Source organism: Tomitella fengzijianii (genome assembly GCF_007559025.1).
Lineage (GTDB): Bacteria > Actinomycetota > Actinomycetes > Mycobacteriales > Mycobacteriaceae > Tomitella > Tomitella fengzijianii.
This window is the reverse complement of record NZ_CP041765.1, coordinates 725386-748020: the sequence shown is the minus strand read 5'-3', so window position 1 is coordinate 748020 and position 22635 is coordinate 725386. Positions and strand designations below refer to the sequence as shown.

The following is a 22635-nucleotide window of genomic DNA, read 5'->3' as shown; positions in this document are numbered from 1 at the left end:
CCGCGGCCCCCGGTCCTCCCACGTGGGGAGGCCGGGGGCCGTGTCTGCGGTTCTGCCGGAGGCGGGGCCTGCTAGCGGTAGTCGCCGGAGAACGGGAAGTCGTCCAGCGGCACCGCGGCACCGGTGGCGCTGCCGAAGCCGCCGTCGGGTCCGTAGAACGCGTCGTCGTAGGCGGGCACCGCGTAAGCGGCGGCGCGCGCCTCCTCCGTCGGCTGCACCTGGATGTTCCGGTACCGGTTGATGCCGGTTCCGGCCGGGATCAGCTTGCCGATGATCACGTTCTCCTTCAGGCCCACCAGGCTGTCGCTGCGACGGTTGATCGCCGCGTCGGTCAGCACGCGCGTGGTCTCCTGGAAGGACGCCGCCGACAACCACGAGTCGGTGGCCAGCGACGCCTTCGTGATGCCCATGAGCACCGGACGGCCGGCGGACGGCTCCTGACCCTCCTGGACGGCCCGCTTGTTGGTCGCGTCGAAGTCGGCGCGCTCGACCAGCGATCCGGGCAGGAACTCCGTGGCACCGGAATCGATGATCGTCACGCGGCGGAGCATCTGCCGCACGATGACCTCGATGTGCTTGTCGTGGATCGACACGCCCTGGGCCCGGTAGACCTCCTGCACCTCGTTGACCAGGTGCACCTGGACGTCGCGGGGGCCCATGATGCGCAGGACCTCGTGCGGGTCCGCAGCACCTTCGAGAAGCTGCTGGCCCACCTCCACGTGGTCGCCGTCCTGCAGGACGCGCTCGTACTGCTCGCCCTCGGGACGGTGCTTGGCGAGGCGCTGCCGCTTGGACAGCTTGTCGTAGACGACCTCTTCGCCGCCGTCGTCGGGCGTGACGGTGATGGTGTAGAAGCGGTCGTCGTCCTCGATGCGCACCCGGCCCGACTGCTCGGAGATGGGCGCCTTGCCCTTGGGCACGCGCGCCTCGAACAGTTCCTGCACACGCGGCAGGCCGCCGGTGATGTCGTCACCGCCCGCACCACCCTGGTGGAAGGTGCGCATGGTGAGCTGCGTGCCCGGCTCGCCGATCGACTGCGCCGCGACGATGCCCACGGCCTCGCCGATGTCCACCAGCTGGCCGGTGGCCATCGAACGCCCGTAGCACTTGGCGCACACGCCCGTGCCGGTGGCACAGGTCAGGACCGAGCGGACCTTCACCTTTGTGACGCCGGCGGCGAGCAGCTTCTCGATCGCCGGATCGCCCAGGTCGCTGTCCTTCGCCACGACCACGTTGCCGTCCGCGTCCAGCGCATCGGATGCGAGGGTGCGGGCGAACGCGGCGGTCTCCACGTGCGCGTCGCGGACCAGGTTGCCCGTGGGCTCCCCCGCCGCGTCGAGCTCGGTCTCCGCGATGGCGATCGTGATGCCGCGCGGCGTCGCGCAGTCGACCTCACGCACGATGACGTCCTGCGAGACGTCGACCAGGCGGCGGGTCAGGTAGCCCGAGTCGGCCGTGCGCAGCGCCGTGTCCGCCAGGCCCTTGCGGGCGCCGTGCGTGTTGATGAAGTACTCGAGCACGGTCAGGCCCTCGCGGAACGAGGACTTGATGGGCCGCGGGATGAACTCGCCCTTCGGGTTGGTCACCAGGCCCTTCATGCCGGACAGCGAACGGACCTGGGTCATGTTGCCCGCTGCGCCGGACTTCACGATCATCGGGATCGGGTTGTCGTCCGGGTAGTTGGCCTCCATGGCCTTGGCGACCTCTTCGGTGGCCTCGGACCAGATCTTGACCAGCTCGCTGTTGCGCTCCGACTCGCCGACCGCGCCGCGCTGGTACAGCTTCTCGGTCTGATCGGCGCGCTTCTCGTACGCTTCCAGGATCTCGGTCTTCTGCGGCGGCACCAGCACGTCGGACATGGCCACGGTGACGCCCGAACGGGTCGCCCAGTAGAAGCCGGTGTCCTTGAGCTTGTCCACCGTCTGGGCGACGGTGATCATCGGGTAGCGCTCGGCCAGATCGTTGATGATCGCGGCCTGCCGCTTCTTCGGCATCACTTCGTCGATGAACGGGTAGTCCACCGGGAGCAGCTCGTTGAACAGGATGCGGCCCAGCGTGGTCTCGGCCAGCCACGAGTCACCCGGCTTCCAGCCGTCCGGGAATCGCTCGGCCTCGATCTCGGCCGGGGGACGCTGCCGGTCCAGGCGCACGCGGATGCGCGCCTGCATCGTCAGCTCGCCCAGGTCGACGGCCATGATCGCCTCGGCGGGCGTCGAGTAGACGCCCGTCGCCGCCTGGTCCGTCGCCGACGGCGTGTACGAGCCGTCGGCGTCCTCGACCTCGCGGGTCAGGTGGTACAGGCCGGTCACCATGTCCAGACGCGGCATCGCAAGGGGGCGGCCGGACGCCGGCGACAGGATGTTGTTGCTCGACAGCATCAGGATGCGGGCCTCGGCCTGCGCCTCCGACGACAGCGGCACGTGCACGGCCATCTGGTCACCGTCGAAGTCGGCGTTGAACGCCTCGCACACCAGCGGGTGCAGCTGGATGGCCTTGCCCTCGACCAGCTGCGGCTCGAACGCCTGAATGCCCAGGCGGTGCAGCGTGGGCGCACGGTTGAGCATCACCGGGTGCTCGTTGATGACCTCTTCGAGCACGTCCCACACCTGCGGGCGCTGACGCTCCACCATCCGCTTGGCCGACTTGATGTTCTGCGCGTGGTTGAGGTCCACGAGCCGCTTCATCACGAACGGCTTGAACAGCTCGAGGGCCATCAGCTTCGGCAGGCCGCACTGGTGCAGCTTGAGCTGGGGGCCGACGACGATCACGGAGCGGCCCGAGTAGTCGACGCGCTTGCCCAGCAGGTTCTGGCGGAAGCGGCCCTGCTTGCCCTTGAGCAGATCGGACAGCGACTTGAGCGGCCGGTTGCCCGGTCCCGTGACCGGGCGACCGCGGCGGCCGTTGTCGAACAGCGCGTCCACCGACTCCTGGAGCATCCGCTTCTCGTTGTTGACGATGATCTCGGGCGCACCGAGGTCGATCAGCCTCTTGAGGCGGTTGTTCCGGTTGATCACGCGCCGGTACAGGTCGTTGAGGTCGCTGGTGGCGAACCGGCCGCCGTCCAGCTGCACCATCGGACGCAGCTCCGGCGGGATCACCGGCACGGCGTTGAGGACCATGCCGGCCGGGTCGTTGCCCGAACTCTGGAACGCGGCGACGACCTTGAGCCGCTTGAGCGCGCGCAGCTTCTTCTGCCCCTTGCCGGAGCGGATGGTCTCGCGGAGGTTCTCCGCCTCGGCCGCGATGTCGAAGGCCTCGATGAGCTTCTCAATCGCCTCCGCGCCCATCGTGCCCTCGAAGTACTCGCCGAAGCGGTCTTCGATTTCCCGGTAGAGCCCCTCATCGACGATGAGGTCCTTGGGGGCGAGCTTGGTGAAGGTCGTCCAGATCTCATCGAGACGGTCCAGCTCACGCTGCGCACGCTCGCGGATGTGCCGCATCTCGCGCTCGCCGGCGTCCTTGACCTTGCGCCGCGCGTCGGCCTTGGCGCCCTCGGCCTCGAGCTCGGCCAGGTCGGACTCGAGCTTCTGGGCCCGCTCCTCCAGGTCGGCGTCACGCTGATCCTCGACCGCCTTGCGGTCCACCGTCATCTCGGCCTCGAGCGTCGACAGCTCGTTGTGACGCAGTTCCTCGTCGACCGCCGTGATCACGTAGGCCGCGAAGTAGATGATCTTCTCGAGATCCTTCGGGGCCAGGTCCAGCAGGTAGCCGAGGCGGCTCGGCACGCCCTTGAAGTACCAGATGTGGGTGACCGGCGCAGCGAGCTCGATGTGGCCCATGCGCTCGCGGCGCACCTTGGCGCGCGTGACCTCCACGCCGCAGCGCTCGCAGATGATGCCTTTGAAGCGGACGCGCTTGTACTTGCCGCAGTAGCACTCCCAGTCCCGGGTGGGACCGAAGATCTTCTCGCAGAACAGGCCGTCCTTCTCGGGCTTGAGCGTGCGGTAGTTGATGGTCTCCGGCTTCTTGACCTCGCCGAAGGACCAGTTGCGGATGTCCTCGGCGGTGGCGAGACCGATCCGGAGTTCGTCGAAGAAGTTGACGTCGAGCACGTAACTTCCTTTCCCCGCTTGCGGGATATGGACCCGTGCCTTGCGGCCGTGGTCCTGACTGCCAGAAAAGTTGAATATCCGTTGCGCCCTCTCCCGGCCGGAGCTGGCCCGGCCGGGAGGCGGGCACCTAGTTCACCAGGTCGTCCACCGTCGCCGATTCGTTCTTGGACAGGTTGATGCCCAGGTTCGCCGCGGCCCGCTCGAGGTCCTCGTCGTCCGAGCTGCCCATCTCGATGGCCACGCCGTCGGAGGCGAGCACCTCGACGTTCAGGCACAGCGACTGCAGCTCCTTGAGCAGAACCTTGAACGATTCGGGGATGCCCGGTTCAGGGATGTTCTCGCCCTTGACGATGGCCTCGTACACCTTCACGCGGCCCACGACGTCGTCCGACTTGATGGTCAGCAGCTCCTGCAGGGTGTAGGCGGCGCCGTAGGCCTGCATCGCCCAGCACTCCATCTCACCGAAGCGCTGGCCGCCGAACTGCGCCTTACCGCCGAGCGGCTGCTGCGTGATCATCGAATACGGCCCGGTGGAACGGGCGTGGATCTTGTCGTCCACCAGGTGGTGCAGCTTGATCATGTACATGTAGCCGACCGCCACCGGGTACGGGAACGGCTCGCCGGAACGCCCGTCGAACAGGGTCGCCTTGCCGTCCGGGGCCACCATCCGCTCGCCGTCGCGGTTCTTGAGCGTGCAGCCGAGCATGCCCTCGATCTCCGTCGGCTCCGCGCCGTCGAACACCGGCGTGGCGGTGATCGTGTCGGGGCCCGCCTCGTACATCTCCTCCGGAAGCCGCTCGGCCCATTCGGGGTCGCCCTCGACCTTCCAGCCGGTCTTGGCGATCCAACCCAGGTGGGTCTCCATGATCTGGCCGATGTTCATACGCCGCGGAACGCCGTGCGTATTGAGGATGATGTCGATCGGCGTGCCGTCCGGCAGGAACGGCATGTCCTCCTGCGGGAGGATCTTGCCGATGACGCCCTTGTTGCCGTGCCGGCCGGCGAGCTTGTCGCCGTCCTGGATCTTGCGCTTCTGCGCCACGTACACGCGCACCAGCTGGTTGACGCCGGGGGCCAGCTCGTCATCGTCGTCACGGTCGACGACGCGGACGCCGATGACCTTGCCGGACTCGCCGTGCGGCACCTTCAGCGACGTGTCGCGGACCTCGCGCGCCTTCTCGCCGAAGATGGCGCGCAGCAGCCGCTCCTCGGGCGTCAGCTCCGTCTCGCCCTTGGGCGTGACCTTGCCGACGAGCACGTCGCCGTCGCGCACCTCGGCGCCGATGCGGATCACGCCGCGCTCGTCGAGATCCGCGAGCACCTCGTCCGAGACGTTGGGGATGTCCCGCGTGATCTCCTCCGCGCCGAGCTTGGTGTCGCGGGCGTCGACCTCGTACTCCTCGATGTGGATCGAGGTGAGGACGTCCTCCTCGACGATCCGCTGCGAGAGGATGATCGCGTCCTCGTAGTTGTGACCCTCCCACGGCATGATCGCCACGAGCATGTTCTTGCCCAGCGCCATCTCGCCGTTCTCGGTGCACGGGCCGTCCGCCAGAACCTGGCCGGCCTCCACGCGCATGCCCTCGTCCACGACAGGGCGCTGGTTGGCGCACGTGCCCTGGTTGGACCGCTCGAACTTCTCCAGCCGGAAGGTGGTGCGGCTGCCGTCGTCCGCCATGACGGTGATGTAGTCGGCGGAGACCTCCTCGACGACGCCGGCCTTCGCCGAGACGATGACGTCGCCGGCATCGACCGCGGCACGCAGCTCCATGCCGGTGCCCACCAGAGGGGACTCGTTGCGGACCAGCGGGACGGCCTGACGCTGCATGTTGGCGCCCATCAGCGCACGGTTGGCATCGTCGTGTTCCAGGAACGGGATCATCGCCGTCGCGGCGGAGACCATCTGGCGCGGCGAGACGTCGACGTAGTCGATCTCCATCGGGCTGACGTACTCGACCTCGCCGCCCCGCTTGCGAACCAGGACGCGTTCGTCGGTGAAGTTGCCGGCGGCGTCGGTCGTCGAGTTCGCCTGGGCGACGACGTGACGATCCTCTTCGTCGGCCGTGAGGTAGTCGACCTGATCGGTCATCACGCCGTTGTCGACCTTGCGGTACGGCGTTTCGATGAACCCGAACGGGTTGACCCGCGCGTACACCGAGAGCGAGCCGATGAGGCCGATGTTCGGGCCCTCCGGGGTCTCGATCGGGCACATGCGGCCGTAGTGCGACGGGTGGACGTCGCGGACCTCGAGGCTGGCGCGCTCACGCGACAGGCCGCCCGGACCCAGCGCCGAGAGGCGGCGCTTGTGGGTGAGCCCCGACAGCGGGTTGTTCTGGTCCATGAATTGCGACAGCTGGGAGGTCCCGAAGAACTCCTTGATCGCGGCGACGACCGGCCGGATGTTGATCAGCGTCTGCGGCGTGATCGCCTCGACGTCCTGGGTGGTCATGCGCTCGCGCACCACTCGCTCCATGCGGGACAGGCCCACGCGGATCTGGTTCTGGATCAGCTCGCCGACCGTGCGCAGGCGACGGTTGCCGAAGTGGTCGATATCGTCCACCTCGACCGGCACCTCGACACCATCCGGGGAGACCATCGAGGTCTCGCCGGCGTGCAGGCGCACGAGGTACTCGACCGCCGTGACGATGTCGGACTCGGTGAGCACCAGCGGATCGTCCGCGCCGGCGGAGTTCATGCCCAGCTTCTTGTTGACCTTGTAGCGGCCGACGCGGGCCAGGTCGTAGCGCTTCTCCTTGAAGAACAGGTTCTCCAGCAGCGCCTGCGCGCTCTCCTTCGTGGGCGGCTCGCCCGGGCGCAGCTTGCGGTAGATGTCCAGGAGCGCCTCGTCGACGCCGCCCGTCGCGTCCTTCTCGAGCGTGGACATCATGATCTCCGAGAAGCCGAACCGCTCGGTGATCATCTCGCTGGTCCAGCCGAGCGCCTTGAGCAGCACGGTCACCGGCTGACGCCGCTTGCGGTCGATGCGGACGCCGACGGTGTCGCGCTTGTCCACGTCGAACTCGAGCCACGCGCCGCGGCCCGGAATGACCTTGACGCTGTGCAGTTCCTTCTCGGTGGACTTGTCGATCGAGTCGTCGAAGTACACGCCGGGGCTGCGCACCAGCTGCGACACGACGACGCGCTCGGTGCCGTTGATGATGAACGTGCCCTTGTCGGTCATCATCGGGAAGTCGCCCATGAAGACCGTCTGGCTCTTGATCTCGCCGGTCTCGTTGTTGATGAACTCGGCGGTCACGAACAACGGGGCCGCGTAGGTGATGTCCTTCTCTTTGCACTCCTCGATGGACGCCTTGACGTCCTCGAAGTGCGGCTCACTGAAGGAAAGCGACATGGTGCCCGCGAAGTCCTCGATGGGCGAGAGCTCGGTGAGGATCTCCTCGAGCCCGCCCCGCCTCTGCGTGTCACCACGGGCGGCGACACGGTCGCGCCATGCCTCCGCTCCGATCAGCCACTCGAATGAATCCGTCTGGATGTCCAGGAGCCCGGGCACCTCGATCGGCTCTTGGATCTTTGCGAAAGAGATCCTCCTGGGGGCCCCGGGAATCGTTGATTCTTTCCTGGTCTGGCGGGAGACTGCCAAGATGCGTCCTTCCAGCACCTCACGCGCGCCGCCGTCGAATCGGGCGGCCGCCGCTGTACCTGTTCTGCGGATTCTGCCGGATGCACTCCCGACAAATCCGCACCCACAGGTGACAAGCGGCCTGATCGGTACTCGCGGGCCCCGCACCGCGTTTCCGCACTGCAGTTCCGCAATTGGACCAGGCGCCAGGACCCGCCGGAGACGGTAAGTGGACAGGAGGCAGCCAGCGCAACGTCCAACAGTAGCGCAATCCCCGAACAATGTCGAGCGCCGTAATGACCGCTGGACCCGTCGCGCCCACCTGCGCGCGACGGGCATCCGCCACCGGGACCCGCGCCTGCTTCCTCCAGCGGCGATCGGATACGGCCTTCTGTCCGGGATCAGGGTGACCGTTCCGCGCCGCCACGTCAAGACTCCGCCCGGCGTTTCGCCTCCGCCGGTCGGCCGCGGACCGGCGTCGACCGCGCTTCCGGCGGGTGGCGGTCGCGCCGCGTGATCACGCCCTCAGAGCAGCCGCATGTCCGAGGCCTTCCACTGGCCGTCGACTTTCTCCATCTGCACGCGCATCGGCGCGGCGTCCGAGATCTGCTGCGAGTCGCCGTTGGTACCGGAGCGTTCCATGATCACGACCGCGGTGGCCTTGTCGCCGTCGAGCTTCTCGATCCCGACATTGCCCTCGCCGACGGTGGCCTTGATGGTGGTCTTGGCCTGCGTGATGATCTGCACGTTCTGATCGGCGGTCTGCTGGTAGCTGGTCAGCATGTCCTGGTTGAGGAACTTCGCGAGCGAATCCTGATAGGCGTCGAGGTCCTGGTACGAGTACGAGAAGACGCCCTGGACGATGTCGCGCGCGGCCTGCGCGGCCTGCGCCGTCCCGGACTGGTCCACGAACGCCGCGTTGACATCCGCCGGATGCGGGCCGTTGTTCTCGGCCCACTGCCATCCCGAGAGCGCCGCCGCCAGGGTGAAGACCACCGTCGCCGCAGCGGCGGTGATCATCGCGAGACGCCGACGACGCCCTCCCCGCGGCGCGCCGGCCTTCGCACCGGGATCATTCGCTCCGGTGTCCGTCGCTTCGTCGTCCGTCAGGGGGACAGCCCCTTCCGCTGTATCCGCCGACTCTGTATCCGCCGCCGCGGTGTCCGCCGCCGCGGTGTCCGACGCCGCGGTGTCCGACGCCGCGGTGTCCGACGCCGAAGACTCGTCGGCGGCGTCCGCCTGCGTCGTGTCCTCGGCCTTCTTCGCGGCGTCCGTCGCGTCCGCATCCGCCGACATGTCGCCGGGCTTCTTACCGAACCTCATCGAAAGCCTCCTCACGACCCTGCCGGGTTCTGCTGGCCGGATCCCTGCGCCGGACCGCCTGTATCGCCGGTCCCGTCACCGCCGGGTGCCGGTGCGCCGGCGCCCGGGTCGGCGGGCGCCGGCTGCGCGGGCACGTCCTCGGCTCCCGTGTTGTTCCCCTCCGCATCCCCCACGCCGGCGAAGCGCGTGTCGAAGTCCGACACCTTCCACGCGCCGTCCTGCTTGACCAGCGACATTCCGATCCCCTGTCGCATCACCCGATCCTGGCCGTCGGGGAGCGTCTGCGTCCGCACCACGAAGGCGAGGGCCGAGGCGGTCTCCTTCTCGTCGTCGAACGAGGTCAGCACCGCCGAGTTGAGATCCGTCCGCATCGACACGCCGGTCTCCTTGAGCGCCGCCGACAGGTCGTCGCGGGCCGGGCCCTGCGCGAACTGCTGCGCGAGCTCACCCGTGGTCACGTCGTGCATCCCGTCGAGGCTCTTGTCGATGTCGTCCATCGACACCGTCGTCAGCGCCACGGCGGCCTCTCCCGCGGCGTCCGCCGCCGCGTTGCGGTCCGACGCGACGGCGTTCGCCGCCGAATCGCTCTGGACGGTGGCGACGGTCCACAGCACGGCCATCACCACCGCCGCCACGAGCGCGGCTGAACACAGTGCGACGGTCACGATCAGGCCCTTGTCGCGCGAACGCTTTCCGCCGTCCGTCGGGGACGCAGCTTCGGTCACAGTTATCCAATCTGATGTTTCGACTACCCCGGGGCCTCCCGGACCGCCCACCTTGCGCGTCCCGGCCACGCGGTGAGGCGGCACCGGGCTCCGGCCTGTCTTCCGCACGCCCCGCATTCACCCCCAGGCACCACTGCAGGCTACGTGCCGGGACCGCCCCGCGCCCGTACCGGATCGCCGGCGCCGGCCGTCAGCGCGGAGTCACGCCCAGCAGCGCCGCCACCTGCGACGCGATCGGCCGCAGATACAGCTTGTCCGGGTCCTGCTTCGGCTTGTCGTCCCAGGGCTGCACGGTGTTCGGGTCCGCATACTTGATCCGGTCCGAACTCCGCACGCCCGTCGGGTTGCCGAGCGGCACGTCGCAGGACGCGTCGAGGTTCACCGGGAACTCGTCAGTGGTGTCGTCGAAGTCCGGATTCTTCGCCTTCATCTCGGCGAGAATCTGCTGCGTGCCCTCGTAGCCCCGTGTGCACGCGACCGGGTTGTTGGTCTCCAGCACGACGCCCATGTGGATCGTGTCGTCCCCCGGGGCGACGGTGGGCGACGCCGCGCCCAACGCCGGCAGCGCGGCCAGCAGGACCCGCAGCCCTTCCCAGACTTCATCGGCGACGCCGCTGATCACGTTGGCCCCCGCGAGCAGAGAGGCGATATCGTCGCCGCTCCTGCCGACGAAATCGCCGACCTCGTCGCTGGCGTCCTTGGCGGTCCCGATGAGACGCCGCACGTCCGGGTCGCTCGACTTGAGCTGCCGGGTGATGCGGTCTAGGTCGGCGCTGTAGGACTGGATGGCCGAGGACTGATCGGACTGCGTGCCCAGCACTGTGACGCTGTCCGTGATGAGGTCCAGGGTCTGCGGCAGGTTCTTCGACGCCTCGTCGGTGAACGAGTTCACGGACTGCACCAGCGAGCGCAGGTCGTCCCCGCGACCGTTGAACGCCTTGCCCAGCTCGGTGAAGGTGGTCTTCAGCGCGTCCACCGGCACCGACTCCGTGAGGCCCGACACCGATTGGAACAGGTCCTCGATGGGGATCGGCGTGGACGTATGGTCCGCCGGGATGACGTCGCCGCCATCCAGGAACGGACCGGACTCGTTGACCGGCTGGAAGTCCACGTACTGCTCGCCGATGGCCGAACGGTTGGCCACGACGACGCGTGTGGACTCCGGAATCTGGGGACCCCCGTTCTCGAGCTCCAGGTCCACCTGCAGCCCGTCCGGCGTCAGCCTCATCTCCCCGACTCTGCCCACGGGGACGCCGCGGTAGGAGACCTCCGCGTTGGGGAAGATCCCGCCGAAGTGGTTCAGGTTCATGTGCACCGTGTACCGGCCGACGCCGACGAGGTCGTCCAGGCGGGCGTACTTTCCGCCCACGTAGACGATGCCCAGCACGGCGATGACGACGAACGCGACCAGTTGGATCTTCATCAGTCGGGACAGCATCAGTCACCACCTCCCTGGCCGTCTGCCGGATCGCCCGCGGGTGCCTGCCCGTCTGCGGGCGGCGTGGCCACCTGGCCGATCTGCGGCAGCGCATCGGCTGCGCGGTCCAGTCCGTCCTGTACCGCTTCCGCCCCTTGCCGTACCGCGTCGGTCGCGTCGTCGACGACGCCGAGCGGCAGGCTCGCAGGATTGCGCTGGAACGGCGGCGCGGCATCCGCCAAGGGCAGCAGCGTCACCGTCGGCCAGCCGCGTCGCGGGCCGTTGCCGTTGATCCACGGATTGCTGAGGTCGACGGGCACCTGATGCTCACCGTACGGCTTGACATATCGCGGATCGGGACGCCCCACGCCGAGGTTCGCGAGCGTCTCACCGATGCGCAGGTCCGCCGACACCCACACGTTCGCGTAGCCGCCCTCGATACCCTGCAGGATCTCATCGGGGATCGGGAAGGTCGGCAGGATGGGCAGTGCGCCCACCAGCGACGGGACGTTGTCGGCCAGCGCCTGGATCGTGGGGCGCATCGCACGCAGGTCCCGCAGCACGTCCTCACGGGTCGTCGTGATGACCTCGGTGCCCGCCTTGCCCAGGCGGTCGAGCTGGTTGAGCAGCGCGACGAAGTCGGGACGCTGTTCGCTGAGGATCCGGACCCCTTCCGGCAGTTCCTCCAGGATGGCCTGGATCTGCTCGCGCTGATTGCTGACCGTGCCGGTGAGGGTCTGCAGGCTGTCGAGCGCCTCGCTGATCGACTGCCGCTGTTCGTTGACGCCGGCCACCAGGTCCGTGAACTGTCCCAGCAGGTCCCGTGTCTGCGACTCGCGCCCGCCGATCGCCTTGTTCATCTCCTCGACGATCGGCTGGACCTGCGCCACCCCGCCGCCGTTGAGGAGCAGAGACAGCGCGCCGAGGACCTCTTCGATCTGCGTGCTGCGGCCGGTCCGTTGCAACGGGATCTGCGCCCCGTTCTCCAGCGTGCCCGTAGGCGCGACGGCGGTCGGCGGGCTCAGCGCCACGAACTTCTCGCCCAGCAGGTTGGTCTGCTCGATCCGGGCGGCGGTGTTGGCGGGCAGGCCCACGTCACCCCGGATCTCCAGCGTCAATCGCGCGGACCAGCCGTCCGGGGCGAGCTCGATGGTCTTGACCTGGCCGACGGCGATCCCGCCGACCTTCACCGCGGACTGGGGCACGAGGGAGAGCACGTCCGCGAAGTCCGCGGTGATCGTCATCGGATGGTCGCCGGTGTCCGCGCCGCCGGGCAGCGGCAGGCTGTACACGCCGCTAGTCCCGCACGCGCTCAGCACCAGCGCGGCACCGGCCATGCAGGCCCCTACCGCCAGCCGGCCGCGCCCTACGCCGCGCATGCCTTGGCGCGGTTCCCCCTCCGGGCACGCCTGCGCCCCAGAGGCGGGCGCCGCACTCCTACGCCACCACATCAGTTGCCCCCCTCGAACCGCGGCGAAACGACGCCCGGCACCGTCCCCGGGACCGGGGAACGCTGCAGATTGTCGCCACTGAGGACGCCGAACGGCAGATTCAGCGTCGGAGTCTTGACACCCGCGGTGACCTTGTCGGCGATGGCCTTGCACTGGTCCATGACCGGCCGCATCTTCTTCTCCAGCGCCTCGTACTCGGGGATGCCCGGACCCATCTTGCCCATGTTCAGCATCTGGCAGCCGATCTCGTACAGCGGGTCCTGCAGCATGGGGAAGCCGAGCCGCATCTGGACGGTGCCCGAGTCGGGGTCGTACGCGTCGATGAAGTTGGCGATGGCCAGCGGCATCAGGGACAGCGATTCCTTGAGCCCCTCACGGTGGCCCGCGACCGTCTGGGTGACCGATGCGAGTCCCTTGATGTTGCTCTCAAGCAGGTCCTTGTTGTCATGGACGAACCGGGACACGTCGCCGAGCGCGTAGGACAACTGTTTGATCGACTCGGCCATGTTGCCGCGCTCGCCGTCCAGGAAATCATTGAACTGCGCCATCTGGGAATTGAACTCCCGCACTTGCGCATCGTGCTCCGCGAGAGTGCTCGCGAACGTCTGCAGGTTGCGGACGGTGGCGAAGATGTCCCCGCGCGAGTCCGACAGCGTCCGAGCGGCATCGCTGAGCTTCTCGATCGTCTTGTTGATCGAATCGCCGTTACCGTCCAGATTGGCGGCGGCGCTGTTGACGAGGTTGGTCAGCGCGCCGTTCTTGTTCGCGCCGTCCGGCCCCAGCGCCTCCGACACCTCCTGGATGCTCTTGTACATCTCGTCGATCTCGACGGGGGTGCGGGTGTGGTCGCGGTCGAGTGTGGCGTTCTGCGGAAGCTTCGGGCCGCCCGAGTACGCCGGCGCCAGCTGCACGTACCGGTCGGGAACCACGGAGGGCGTCACCTGAACTGCGGTGACCCCCGCGGGGATGTCCACGTCGCCGTCGACGGTCATGACCACCTTCACGTCCGCGCCGGCGGGGTCGACCGAAGCGACCTTTCCGACCTCCACGCCGAGGACCATCACCTTGGACCCGGAGTAGATGCCGACCGTCCGATCGAAGTACGCGGTGATGCGGGTGGGCTCGGCGCGGAAGAAGACGAACCACACCGCGGTCCCCGCCACCGCCAGGAGCACCAGGAACAGCGCGATGAACGCGACGAGCTTGTTCGAAACACGATTGAGCACAGCCATGCGTCAGTTCCCTCCCCCGTCGAGTTTGCGGACCGGTTCACGCGGCGACGGCACGTCGGGGAGCCCCGGCGGGACCACGTTTCCGACGATCGTGTCCCACCAGCGCCCGTTGCCGAGCGAGTTGTTGAACAGCCGGTAGAACACGGGCGCCTGCACCAGCGCCTTGTCGATGTTGTCCTGGTTCTTCTGCAGCAGATCCACAACCTGTTGCAGCTGGGTCAGCGCCGGTCCGATCTGCTCCTCGTTGTCCGCCACCAGGCCCCTCAGCTGAGTGGACAGGTCCTGAGTACGGACCAGCAGCCGGTGGATGGCGTCCCGTCGCGCGTTGAACTCGGCGAGCAGGTCCGCCGAGTGCGCCAGGATCTGCTCGAACTCCTGGTTGCGATCGGCGAGGATCTGACTCGTCTGCTTCGTCGCGTCGAAGAGGTGCCGGATCTCCTGGTCACGCGAGGCGATGGTCTCCGAGAGCCGCGTGACGCCGTCGAGGGCGCTCTGCACGTGTTCGGGGGTCTTCGCGAACGCTTCGGAAAGCACCTGCATACTCTGCGCCAGCTGGGCGCTGTCGATCTCCCCCACGCTCTCCGCCGCGTCCGAGAGCGCCTGGACCACGTCGTACGGGGAGCTGGTCCGCGAGAGCGGAATGGTGACGTCGGGATCGGCGCGTTCGGAGCCGCGCGGGTCGAGCGCCAGGTACTTCGAGCCGAGCAGGGTCTTGATCTGGATGCTCGCCGTCGACTGGTCGCCGACCCACGTGTCGGTCACCCGGAACGCGACGAGGACCTTGTCGCCCTCGAGCTCCACGCCGGTCACCTGGCCGGCCTTGACCCCTGCCACACGCACCTCGTTGCCTTCCTTGAGGCCCGCGGCCTCAGCGAACTCCGCGTGATAGACGGGGCCGGCCCCGATGAAGGGCAGCGACTTGAACGAGAACGACGCCACGGCCAGCAGCACCACCATGAGGATGCCGATGACGCCCGTCAGTATCGGATTGCGTCGGATTGTCACCGGTCACCTCCCGCATGGCAGCGCGGCGCCATGTTCGTGTACAGCGCCTGGTTGACGGCCGGCAGGTTCGAGACGCTCGACAGGTCGAGGTTGTCCGAATGCCCGGGTCCCATGACTATGTCGAGGCCGCACAGATAGAACTGGAACCACGAGCCGTACATCGCAGTACGGTTGAGCGCCTCGTACTTCTTCGGCAGCGTCTGCAGGACCTTGTCCACGTCGGCTTCCTGCGCGTTCAACCCGGTCGCCAGTTGGTTGGTCCCGGAGATCAGCCCCTGGATCGACGGCCGCGCCGGTTCGATCAGGTCGGTCGTCGCATCCGTGAGGTCGGCCAGCGACGAGACGGCCTCGCCGATCGCGTCCCTGTCGGCCGCGAGCCCGGCCACCAGGTTCCGCGTGTTGACGACCATCTGGTCGAGGCCTTCCGCGTGGTCGTTCACGGTGTCGAGCACCACGTTGAGGTTGTCGATGACCTTTCCGATGACCGCGTCCTTGTCGGCGATCGTGTTGGTCAGGGTCGACGTGGTCGCGACCAGGTCGGCGACCGTCTGCCCCTCGCCCTGGAAGACCTGGATGATCGAGAAGGCGAGCTTGTTGACGTCGCCCGGCTGCAGCGTCTGAAACAGCGGTCGAAAGCCGTTGAAGAGCTGAGTGAGGTTCAGCGCGGGATTCGTCTGATCGACGGGGATCGTGTCGCCCTCGGCGAGCTTGCCCGCGCCCGGGTCGTCGCCCTGGCTCACCGAGACGTACCGCTGCCCGATCAGGTTGCGGAACTTCAGGCTCACCACGCTGTCCGCCGGCAGCCCGCCGTCCCTGTTGACCGTGAAGCCCACCTTGGCCTTGTTGTGGTCGATCACCTCGATGCTGGAGACCTGCCCCACTTTGACACCACCGATCCGGACGTCGTCGCCATTGTTGAGCGAGGTCGCGTCCGTGAACTCCGCGTAATACTGCGTACCGCTCCCGCCGCCGATGTTGGCGATGGACACGGCGAGCACCCCGGTCATCAGGATCGTGATGACGCCGAAGATGACCAGCTTGACGATGGGCGCAGTGAGCCCGCGCAGTTGCCGCCTCACTTGAACGCCACCTCGTTGCCACGCAGCGACGGCGCACCGATCACCGTCGTCCACCCCGGAATCGACGCCGCATCCGCACCCGACGCCGCCGCATACACCTGCGCCAACGCGTCCTGCTCGGACTGCGAACCCCGGTACTGCGACGCCGGCTCCGCCGCGTACATCGGATCCGGCGGATACAGCGTGGGCGCCCCGCCCGTGTTGATCACCGGCGGCTGATACGACCCGTCATTGAGGGTGCCGTCCGGGATCGGATAGTTCTGCCCGGGCACCGCCTTGGGGTAGCAACGCGCCTTGCGCGTATCGAACAGCCGGGGCTCGTCCTGGTTCGGCAGGTAGCGGCCCCGCGGGTTCACCAGCTCGAGCGTCACCCGGATCCCCGGATTGGGCTCGTTGTAGCCGACGATCTTCTTTCCGCGCTCATGGATCTCGGCGAACGAATCGAAGGTGCAGCCGAATGCCGGCGACGCGTCCGCGAACACCTCCAACGGCCGCACCGACTGCGCCGACACCGCCACGAAATCCCCGCGCGTCCGATCGATCAGATCCGAGGCCGCCCGCGCCGTATCCGCACCCGCCAGCAACAGATCATGGATCCGATCCTGCATATCCACCACCGTCTTGCTCGTGGTCCGCAGATTATCGAGCGCATCCACCAGATCCGGCGCCGCCGTCGAATACGTCCGCGCGAAATCCGCGATCCCCCGGATATCCGCCTTCACATCCGGCAACCGGTCCACCACCCGATCGGTGATCTCATCGAGCTGCTCGATCCCCCGCCCGATCGCATCCCCCTGCCCCTCGAGCATGTGATTGATCGCCGTCAACGTCACCGACAGATCCTGCGGCGGCACCGCCTGCAGAATCGGCAACACCGTATCGAGCATGTGCCCGATCTCCACCGCATTGCCCGACTCATCCTGATAGATCGTGTCCCCCTCCGACACGTGCCCCGACGACCCCTTCGGGACCTGCAACGCCACATACCGCTCGCCGAACAACGTCTTCGGCAACAACCGCGCCGTCGTCTCCGGCGGCACCTCACGCGCCAGCTCCGGATCCAGATCCAACCGCAGCACCACCTTGTCCCCGTGCGCCTGCGTCGAACCGACCGTCCCCATGATCACCCCCCGCGCCTTCACATCCGCACGCTCGGGCAACGCATTACCCGCACTGTCGGTCACCAGATAGATGCTCGTATACGTCGTGAACGCCTTGTTGTACTGCAACACCGTCACCGCCACGAACCCGATGACCAACGCGAACAGCATCACCCCGAGCAGCCTGCGGCGCACCGTCGAACCCTGGGAACCCATGTGCTAGCCCCCCACTCTGACCGTCGTCGTGGTGCCCCAGATGGCGAGGCTCAGGAAGAAGTCGAGGACCGCGATGATCACGATCGCCGTCCGCACCGCACGTCCCACGGCGACGCCCACCCCGGCGGGCCCGCCTGACGCGGAGTACCCGTAGTAGCAGTGGATGAGGATGAGGACGAAGGCGAATATCAGGACTTTGCCGAACGACCACAAGACGTCTATCGGCGATAGGAACAGATTGAAATAGTGGTCGTACGACCCGGGGGATTGGCCGTTCATCCACGTGTTCACCTGACGGGAGGCCAGGTAGGACGCCAGCAGCCCCACGATGTAAAGCGGGATCACGGCGATGAACCCCGCGATCACGCGCGTGGACACCAGGAACGGCACGCTGGGCACGGCCATCACTTCCAGCGCGTCGATCTCCTCGGAGATCCGCATGGCGCCGAGCTGCGCGGTGAAGCCGCAACCGACGGTGGCGGACAGACCGAGCGCGGCGATCAGCGGTGCGAGTTCGCGCGTATTGACGTAGGCCGACAGGAACCCGGTGAGCACCGAGGCGCCGAGCTGATCCAGCGAAGCGTAGCCCGCCATGCCCACCACGACGCCCACGAACAGGGACATCATGAAGATGACGCCGACGGTCCCGGCGATCACCGCGAGGCCGCCCGCACCGAAGGAGACCTCGGCCAGCAGTCGCACCACCTCGCGGCGGTATCGGGTCAGCGTCCGCGGTATCCACACCAGCACCTGCCCGTAGAAGGACATCTGGTCGCCGGCCCGGTCGAGGATATTGACCGGGACGCGTGCGGCCCGTTTGGCCCGCATCCCCAGGACGCTGCGTTCACGCGCGATCGTCATGAGCGCTCACGCTCCCTTCGGCGGGACGAGGGACAGGTACACGGCGGTCAGGATGATGTTCGCGAAGAACAGCAGCAGGAAGGTGATGACGACGCCTTCGTTCACCGCATCGCCGACGCCCTTGGGTCCGCCCTTGGGGTTGAGGCCCTTGTACGCCGCCACCACCGCGGCGATGAGACCGAAGACCGCCGCCTTGATCTCACCGATCCACAGGTCCGGAAGCTGCGCCAGGGCCGAGAAGGACGCGAGATACGCGCCGGGAGTGCCGCCCTGCGCGACGACGTTGAAGAAGTATCCGCCGGCCACGCCGACCACGCTCACCAGCCCGTTGAGCAGCACGGCGACGAGCACCATTCCCAGCACCCGCGGCACCACCAGCCGCTGGATCGGGTCGATTCCGAGCACCCGCATCGCGTCGATCTCCTCGCGGATGGTCCGCGATCCCAGGTCCGCGGCCACTGCGGAGCCGGCGGCGCCGGCGATCAGCAGCGCCACCACGAGGGGGCTCGCCTGCTGGATCACGGCCACAACGCTTGCGGCACCCGTGAACGACTCCGCACCGAGCTGCTTGATCAGCGACCCCGTCTGCAACGACACCGTGGCGCCGAAGGGAATCGCGACCAGGACGGTCGGCAGGATCGTGACGGACGCGATGAACCAGGCTTGCAGAATGAACTCGCGGAACTGGAACGGGCGCTGCAACGTGGCCCGGCCGACGTCCACGAAGAGCTGGAACATCAGGCCGGCCTGGCTCAGGGCGCCCTGGATTCCACGGAAGACGGCGTCGACATAGCGGTTCTCCCGCATGCCGACCGCGGCGTCCGTCACGATCGGCCTTCAGCGCTGGGCGGCTGCGGGTCCGCCGACGCGAATACCTCCGTATCGGGGTCGGACGCGCTGTGGGAGGGCGCGCGGTGGGCGCCTTCCTGCTCCGATCCATAGCCGTATTCGTCGCCGAACCCATCGGCTCCGTACCGGCCCTCCAGGCTGGCCAGGATGCCCTTCTGCGCGTCGGCGGGCAGCGTGTGCAGGATCTCGCGGACACGCGCCTGCCGCCGGGCCACCGCCTGGCGCTCCGGCATGCCCGGGCTGGCCTCCATTTGCCGTGAGATGCCGCGGACGTCCTCCTCCGGGGACCCGTCGTGGTGACCGGCGGCCTGCGCGGCCAGCTCCGCCGCCATCTGGGCGTCGTCCTTTTCCTCGGACATCCCGATGGGGCCGATCTTCCGGCCGTTGAGGAACTGCTCGACCACCGGCTCGTCGCTGGTCAGCAGCACCTCCCGGGGACCGAACATGACCAGCTGCTTGCGGAAGAGCATGCCGAGGTTGTCCGGGACGGTCCGGGCGAGGTTGATGTTGTGCGTCACGATGAGGACCGTGGCATCGATCTGGGCGTTGATGTCGATGATCAGCTGACTCAGATATGCGGTGCGGACAGGGTCCAGGCCGGAGTCCGGTTCGTCGCACAGGATGATCTGCGGGTCCAGGACCAGAGCGCGCGCGAGGCCGGCGCGCTTGCGCATGCCGCCGGAGATTTCGCCCGGGAGCTTGTTCTCCGCGCCGATGAGCCCGTTCAGGTCGAGCTTCTCCATGACGATCTTGCGGATCTCGGACTCGCTCTTCTTGGTGTGCTCCCGCAGGGGGAACGCCACGTTGTCGAACAGATCCATCGAACCGAACAGCGCGCCGTCCTGGAAGAGCACGCCGAACATCTGCCGGATCTCGTAGAGCTCCTTGGACGAGCACTGCAGGATGTCCGTGCCGTCGATGACGATCGACCCCTGCTCCGGGCGCAGGAGTCCGATCAGCGACTTGAGGAACACGGACTTGCCCGTGCCCGACGGTCCGAGCAGTGCGCTGACCTCACCCGCGGGGAGCGTCAACGACACGTCCTGCCAAATGTTCTGCGAACCGAAAGACTTGGTGAGCCCCTCGACTGCGACTTCGACTCCCACGACACCTCCCACGAATGTTCACCACACCATCCCTGATGTGGTTCGCGTCACCTTATCCCATAGGCCCAACCCGCTGTCCACCGGCCTACTGACGAGTCAGTAGGGGACGCGCGTGTGACCACTCCGTCTCACACCATGTCCGACGCAGCGGAGCTGCGGCACCCGCCGGCGCGCCTCCGCCGCCCGCCGGGCGTCCTCACGCCCCCGTCGGTGCCCCGACACCGCCCACGAGGAGTGCTGAACCATGGTCCGATCAGGATGTATTCCACCACACATCACCGCCGTGGGCCCACTTCCCGGGTCTCTCCACCCGTGTCAGACGCCCGCTCCTGCCCGGCACGGATGCAGGCCACGGCCTAAAAGCAAAGGTGGACCACCCCGTAGGGTGGTCCACCTTTGCTGGTGCAAACCGATACGAAGTCGTGATCTTTCGTATCGATAGTCGGCCGTACGGCCCGCCGGATTACTTGACGGTGACCTTGGCGCCGGCCTCTTCGAACTTCGCCTTCGCCGCGTCCGCGGCATCCTTGTCGACCTTCTCCAGGATCGCCTTCGGAGCGCTCTCGACGAGGTCCTTGGCCTCCTTCAGGCCCAGCCCGGAGACGATCTCGCGGACGACCTTGATGACCTGGATCTTCTTGTCGCCGGCGGACTCGAGAACGACGTCGAACTCGTCCTGCTCGGCGGCGGCGTCGTCCCCACCGGCCGGCGCGGCGCCCGCGGCGGCAACGGCGACCGGAGCGGCCGCGGTGACCTCGAAGGTCTCCTCGAAGGCCTTCACGAACTCGGAGAGCTCGAGGAGGGTGAGCTCCTTGAACGCGTCGAGCAGTTCTTCAGTGCTGAGCTTCGCCATGGTGGCGGTCCTTCCTGTCAGTCTGATCCCCAGCCGCCGCGTGTCGGACGAGTTGGGGTGCGCACGCGTGTGCGCATGGGTGTATGCGTGACTCGCTTGCGCGGATCAGGCGGCCGCTTCGCCTTCTGCGGCCTTCTTGTCCTGCAAGGCCGCGCCCAGTCGCGCGACCTGAGAGGCCGGGGCGTTGAACAGCCCTGCCGCCTTGGTGAGGTTGCCCTTCATCGCGCCTGCGAGCTTCGCCAGCAGGACATCGCGCGATTCAAGATCTGCGAAAGTCTCGACCTCGTCCACGGAAAGCGTGGCGCCGTCGAGGTAGCCCCCCTTGATGACCAGCGACTTGTGGTCCTTGGAGAACTTCTTGATCGCCTTGGCCGCGTCCACGGCCTCTCCCCTGACGAAGGCAATCGCCGTGGGGCCGACGAACAGGTCGTTCAGCCCCTCGACACCGGCCTCCGCCGCGGCACGCTTGACCAGCGTGTTCTTGGCGATCGAGTAGGTGACGTCCGAACCGAGTGCGCGACGCAGTTCCATCAGTGCGGTGACCGAGAGTCCACGGTATTCCGTCACGACGGCCGCGTGCGATTCCCGGAAACGTTCGGCGATCTCCGCAACCGCGGTGACCTTCTCCGGCTTGGCCATGCTTCGCCTCCTTTCTTGCACTCGTGTGCCCGGAGACGACAGACGCCCCGGCGCAGGGCGCACGGGGCGTGTAAAGGGAATCGCGTTGCGGCGGCCGAGGGCCGCCGCGTCTTCCCCTACCTCGTTCTCCTGCGTGGGCCGCCGGGTCGAACCCGGACCTTAGGCCGCCTGCACGTGGCAGGCGGTGACCAACGGTCTTCGGTAGAACTTCGATCGAGTCGAACTTCTAGGACGACGATACCTGACATGCACTGCACCGACCAAATCGACCCCGCCCCGTCCCCGCCCGGCACGCCGAAGGCCGGCCGCCCCGGAGGGTGCGGCCGGCCTTCGCTCCGTCCAGATGGTCGGCGTATCCGCCGATCAGCACAACGGGCGTGACGCTACTCGCTGTCGTCGAGAAGTCGCGTGGTGCGCGTCGGATCCACCGGGATGCCCGGACCGGTGGTCGTCGCGATCGTCGCCTTCTTGATGTAGCGGCCCTTCGCCGAGGACGGCTTGACCCTCAGCACCTCGTCGAGCGCAGCACCGTAGTTCTCCACCAGCTTGTTCGGCTCGAAGGACGCCTTGCCGATCACCACGTGCAGGTTGGCCTGCTTGTCCACGCGGAAGTTGATCTTGCCGCCCTTGATGTCGGCGACGGCCTTCGCCACATCGTTGGTCACCGTGCCGGTCTTCGGGTTCGGCATGAGGCCGCGCGGGCCCAGGACACGCGCGATGCGGCCGACCTTGGCCATCTGGTCGGGTGTGGCGATCGCCGCGTCGAAGTCGAGCCAGCCGCCCTGGATGCGCTCGATGAGGTCCTCGGCGCCGACCGCGTCGGCACCGGCCTCCTCGGCTTCGGTGGCCTTCGCGCCCGCCGCGAAGACGATGACGCGGGCGGTCTTGCCCGTGCCGTGCGGGAGGTTGACGGTGCCGCGCACCATCTGGTCTGCCTTGCGGGGGTCCACGCCGAGCCGCAGAGCGACCTCGACGGTCGCGTCCATCTTGGACGAAGAGGTCTCCTTGGCCAGGTTGACGGCCTGAAGGGGGGTGTAGAGATTCGCCTGGTCGATCTTCTCGGCCGCGGCGAGATACGCCTTGCTGCGCTTTGCCATGATTGATCTGTCCTTTGAGGTCAGTCGTGGTGACGGGCCTGGCCGGCCCT

At 67.5% G+C, this 22635-nt stretch carries 16 protein-coding genes; all 16 read right to left on the bottom strand.

Annotated features, from left to right (window positions below; genetic code table 11):
* Positions 1-71: 71 nt before the first annotated feature.
* Entirely contained in the window at positions 72-4052 is a 3981-nt protein-coding gene (locus FO059_RS03420) for a DNA-directed RNA polymerase subunit beta' (RefSeq protein ID WP_143906361.1), read from the bottom strand.
* Positions 4053-4179: 127 nt separating this feature from the next.
* On the bottom strand, positions 4180-7671 hold the full coding sequence (gene rpoB / locus FO059_RS03415; protein WP_143906359.1) for a DNA-directed RNA polymerase subunit beta: 3492 nt from the start codon (positions 7669-7671) through the stop codon (positions 4180-4182).
* A gap of 486 nt (positions 7672-8157) precedes the next feature.
* Positions 8158-8955: a hypothetical protein gene (locus FO059_RS03410; protein WP_143906357.1), complete on the bottom strand. Its 798-nt coding sequence runs from the start codon at positions 8953-8955 to the stop codon at positions 8158-8160.
* Positions 8956-8966: 11 nt separating this feature from the next.
* Entirely contained in the window at positions 8967-9680 is a 714-nt protein-coding gene (locus FO059_RS03405; protein ID WP_143906355.1) for a hypothetical protein, read from the bottom strand.
* A 190-nt stretch (positions 9681-9870) separates the two neighbouring features.
* Positions 9871-11118, bottom strand: a complete 1248-nt coding sequence (locus FO059_RS03400; protein WP_143906353.1) for an MlaD family protein — start codon at positions 11116-11118, stop codon at positions 9871-9873.
* Positions 11118-12434 (bottom strand): MCE family protein, encoded by a 1317-nt coding sequence (locus tag FO059_RS03395; protein WP_158726789.1) that lies wholly within the window; start codon positions 12432-12434, stop codon positions 11118-11120. The genes FO059_RS03400 and FO059_RS03395 overlap by 1 nt, the downstream gene beginning before the upstream one ends.
* Positions 12435-12547: 113 nt before the next feature.
* Positions 12548-13780 (bottom strand): MCE family protein, encoded by a 1233-nt coding sequence (locus tag FO059_RS03390; RefSeq protein ID WP_143906348.1) that lies wholly within the window; start codon positions 13778-13780, stop codon positions 12548-12550.
* A gap of 3 nt (positions 13781-13783) precedes the next feature.
* Positions 13784-14785 carry an MCE family protein gene (locus tag FO059_RS03385; RefSeq protein ID WP_143906346.1) on the bottom strand — a complete coding sequence of 334 codons (1002 nt, stop codon included), beginning with the start codon at positions 14783-14785 and terminating at the stop codon, positions 13784-13786.
* A complete protein-coding gene (locus FO059_RS03380) occupies positions 14782-15852 on the bottom strand; it encodes an MCE family protein (protein ID WP_143910401.1) in 1071 nt (356 codons plus the stop codon). The genes FO059_RS03385 and FO059_RS03380 overlap by 4 nt, the downstream gene beginning before the upstream one ends.
* Before the next feature lie 8 nt (positions 15853-15860).
* Positions 15861-17180, bottom strand: coding sequence for an MCE family protein (locus FO059_RS03375; protein ID WP_143906344.1), 1320 nt, complete (start codon positions 17178-17180; stop codon positions 15861-15863).
* A 3-nt stretch (positions 17181-17183) separates the two neighbouring features.
* The gene (locus FO059_RS03370; RefSeq protein ID WP_143906342.1) at positions 17184-18041 is read right to left on the bottom strand and encodes an MlaE family ABC transporter permease; all 858 of its coding nucleotides are present in this window, start codon (positions 18039-18041) and stop codon (positions 17184-17186) included.
* 6 nt (positions 18042-18047) lie between these two features.
* Positions 18048-18848: an MlaE family ABC transporter permease gene (locus FO059_RS03365; protein ID WP_143910400.1), complete on the bottom strand. Its 801-nt coding sequence runs from the start codon at positions 18846-18848 to the stop codon at positions 18048-18050.
* A gap of 17 nt (positions 18849-18865) precedes the next feature.
* On the bottom strand, positions 18866-19996 hold the full coding sequence (locus FO059_RS03360; RefSeq protein WP_143906340.1) for an ABC transporter ATP-binding protein: 1131 nt from the start codon (positions 19994-19996) through the stop codon (positions 18866-18868).
* Positions 19997-20459: 463 nt separating this feature from the next.
* Positions 20460-20849: a 50S ribosomal protein L7/L12 gene (gene rplL / locus FO059_RS03355; protein WP_143906339.1), complete on the bottom strand. Its 390-nt coding sequence runs from the start codon at positions 20847-20849 to the stop codon at positions 20460-20462.
* Between the two features lie 105 nt (positions 20850-20954).
* Entirely contained in the window at positions 20955-21488 is a 534-nt protein-coding gene (gene rplJ / locus FO059_RS03350; RefSeq protein ID WP_143906337.1) for a 50S ribosomal protein L10, read from the bottom strand.
* A gap of 383 nt (positions 21489-21871) precedes the next feature.
* The gene (gene rplA / locus FO059_RS03345) at positions 21872-22585 is read right to left on the bottom strand and encodes a 50S ribosomal protein L1 (RefSeq protein ID WP_143906335.1); all 714 of its coding nucleotides are present in this window, start codon (positions 22583-22585) and stop codon (positions 21872-21874) included.
* Positions 22586-22635 lie beyond the last annotated feature (50 nt).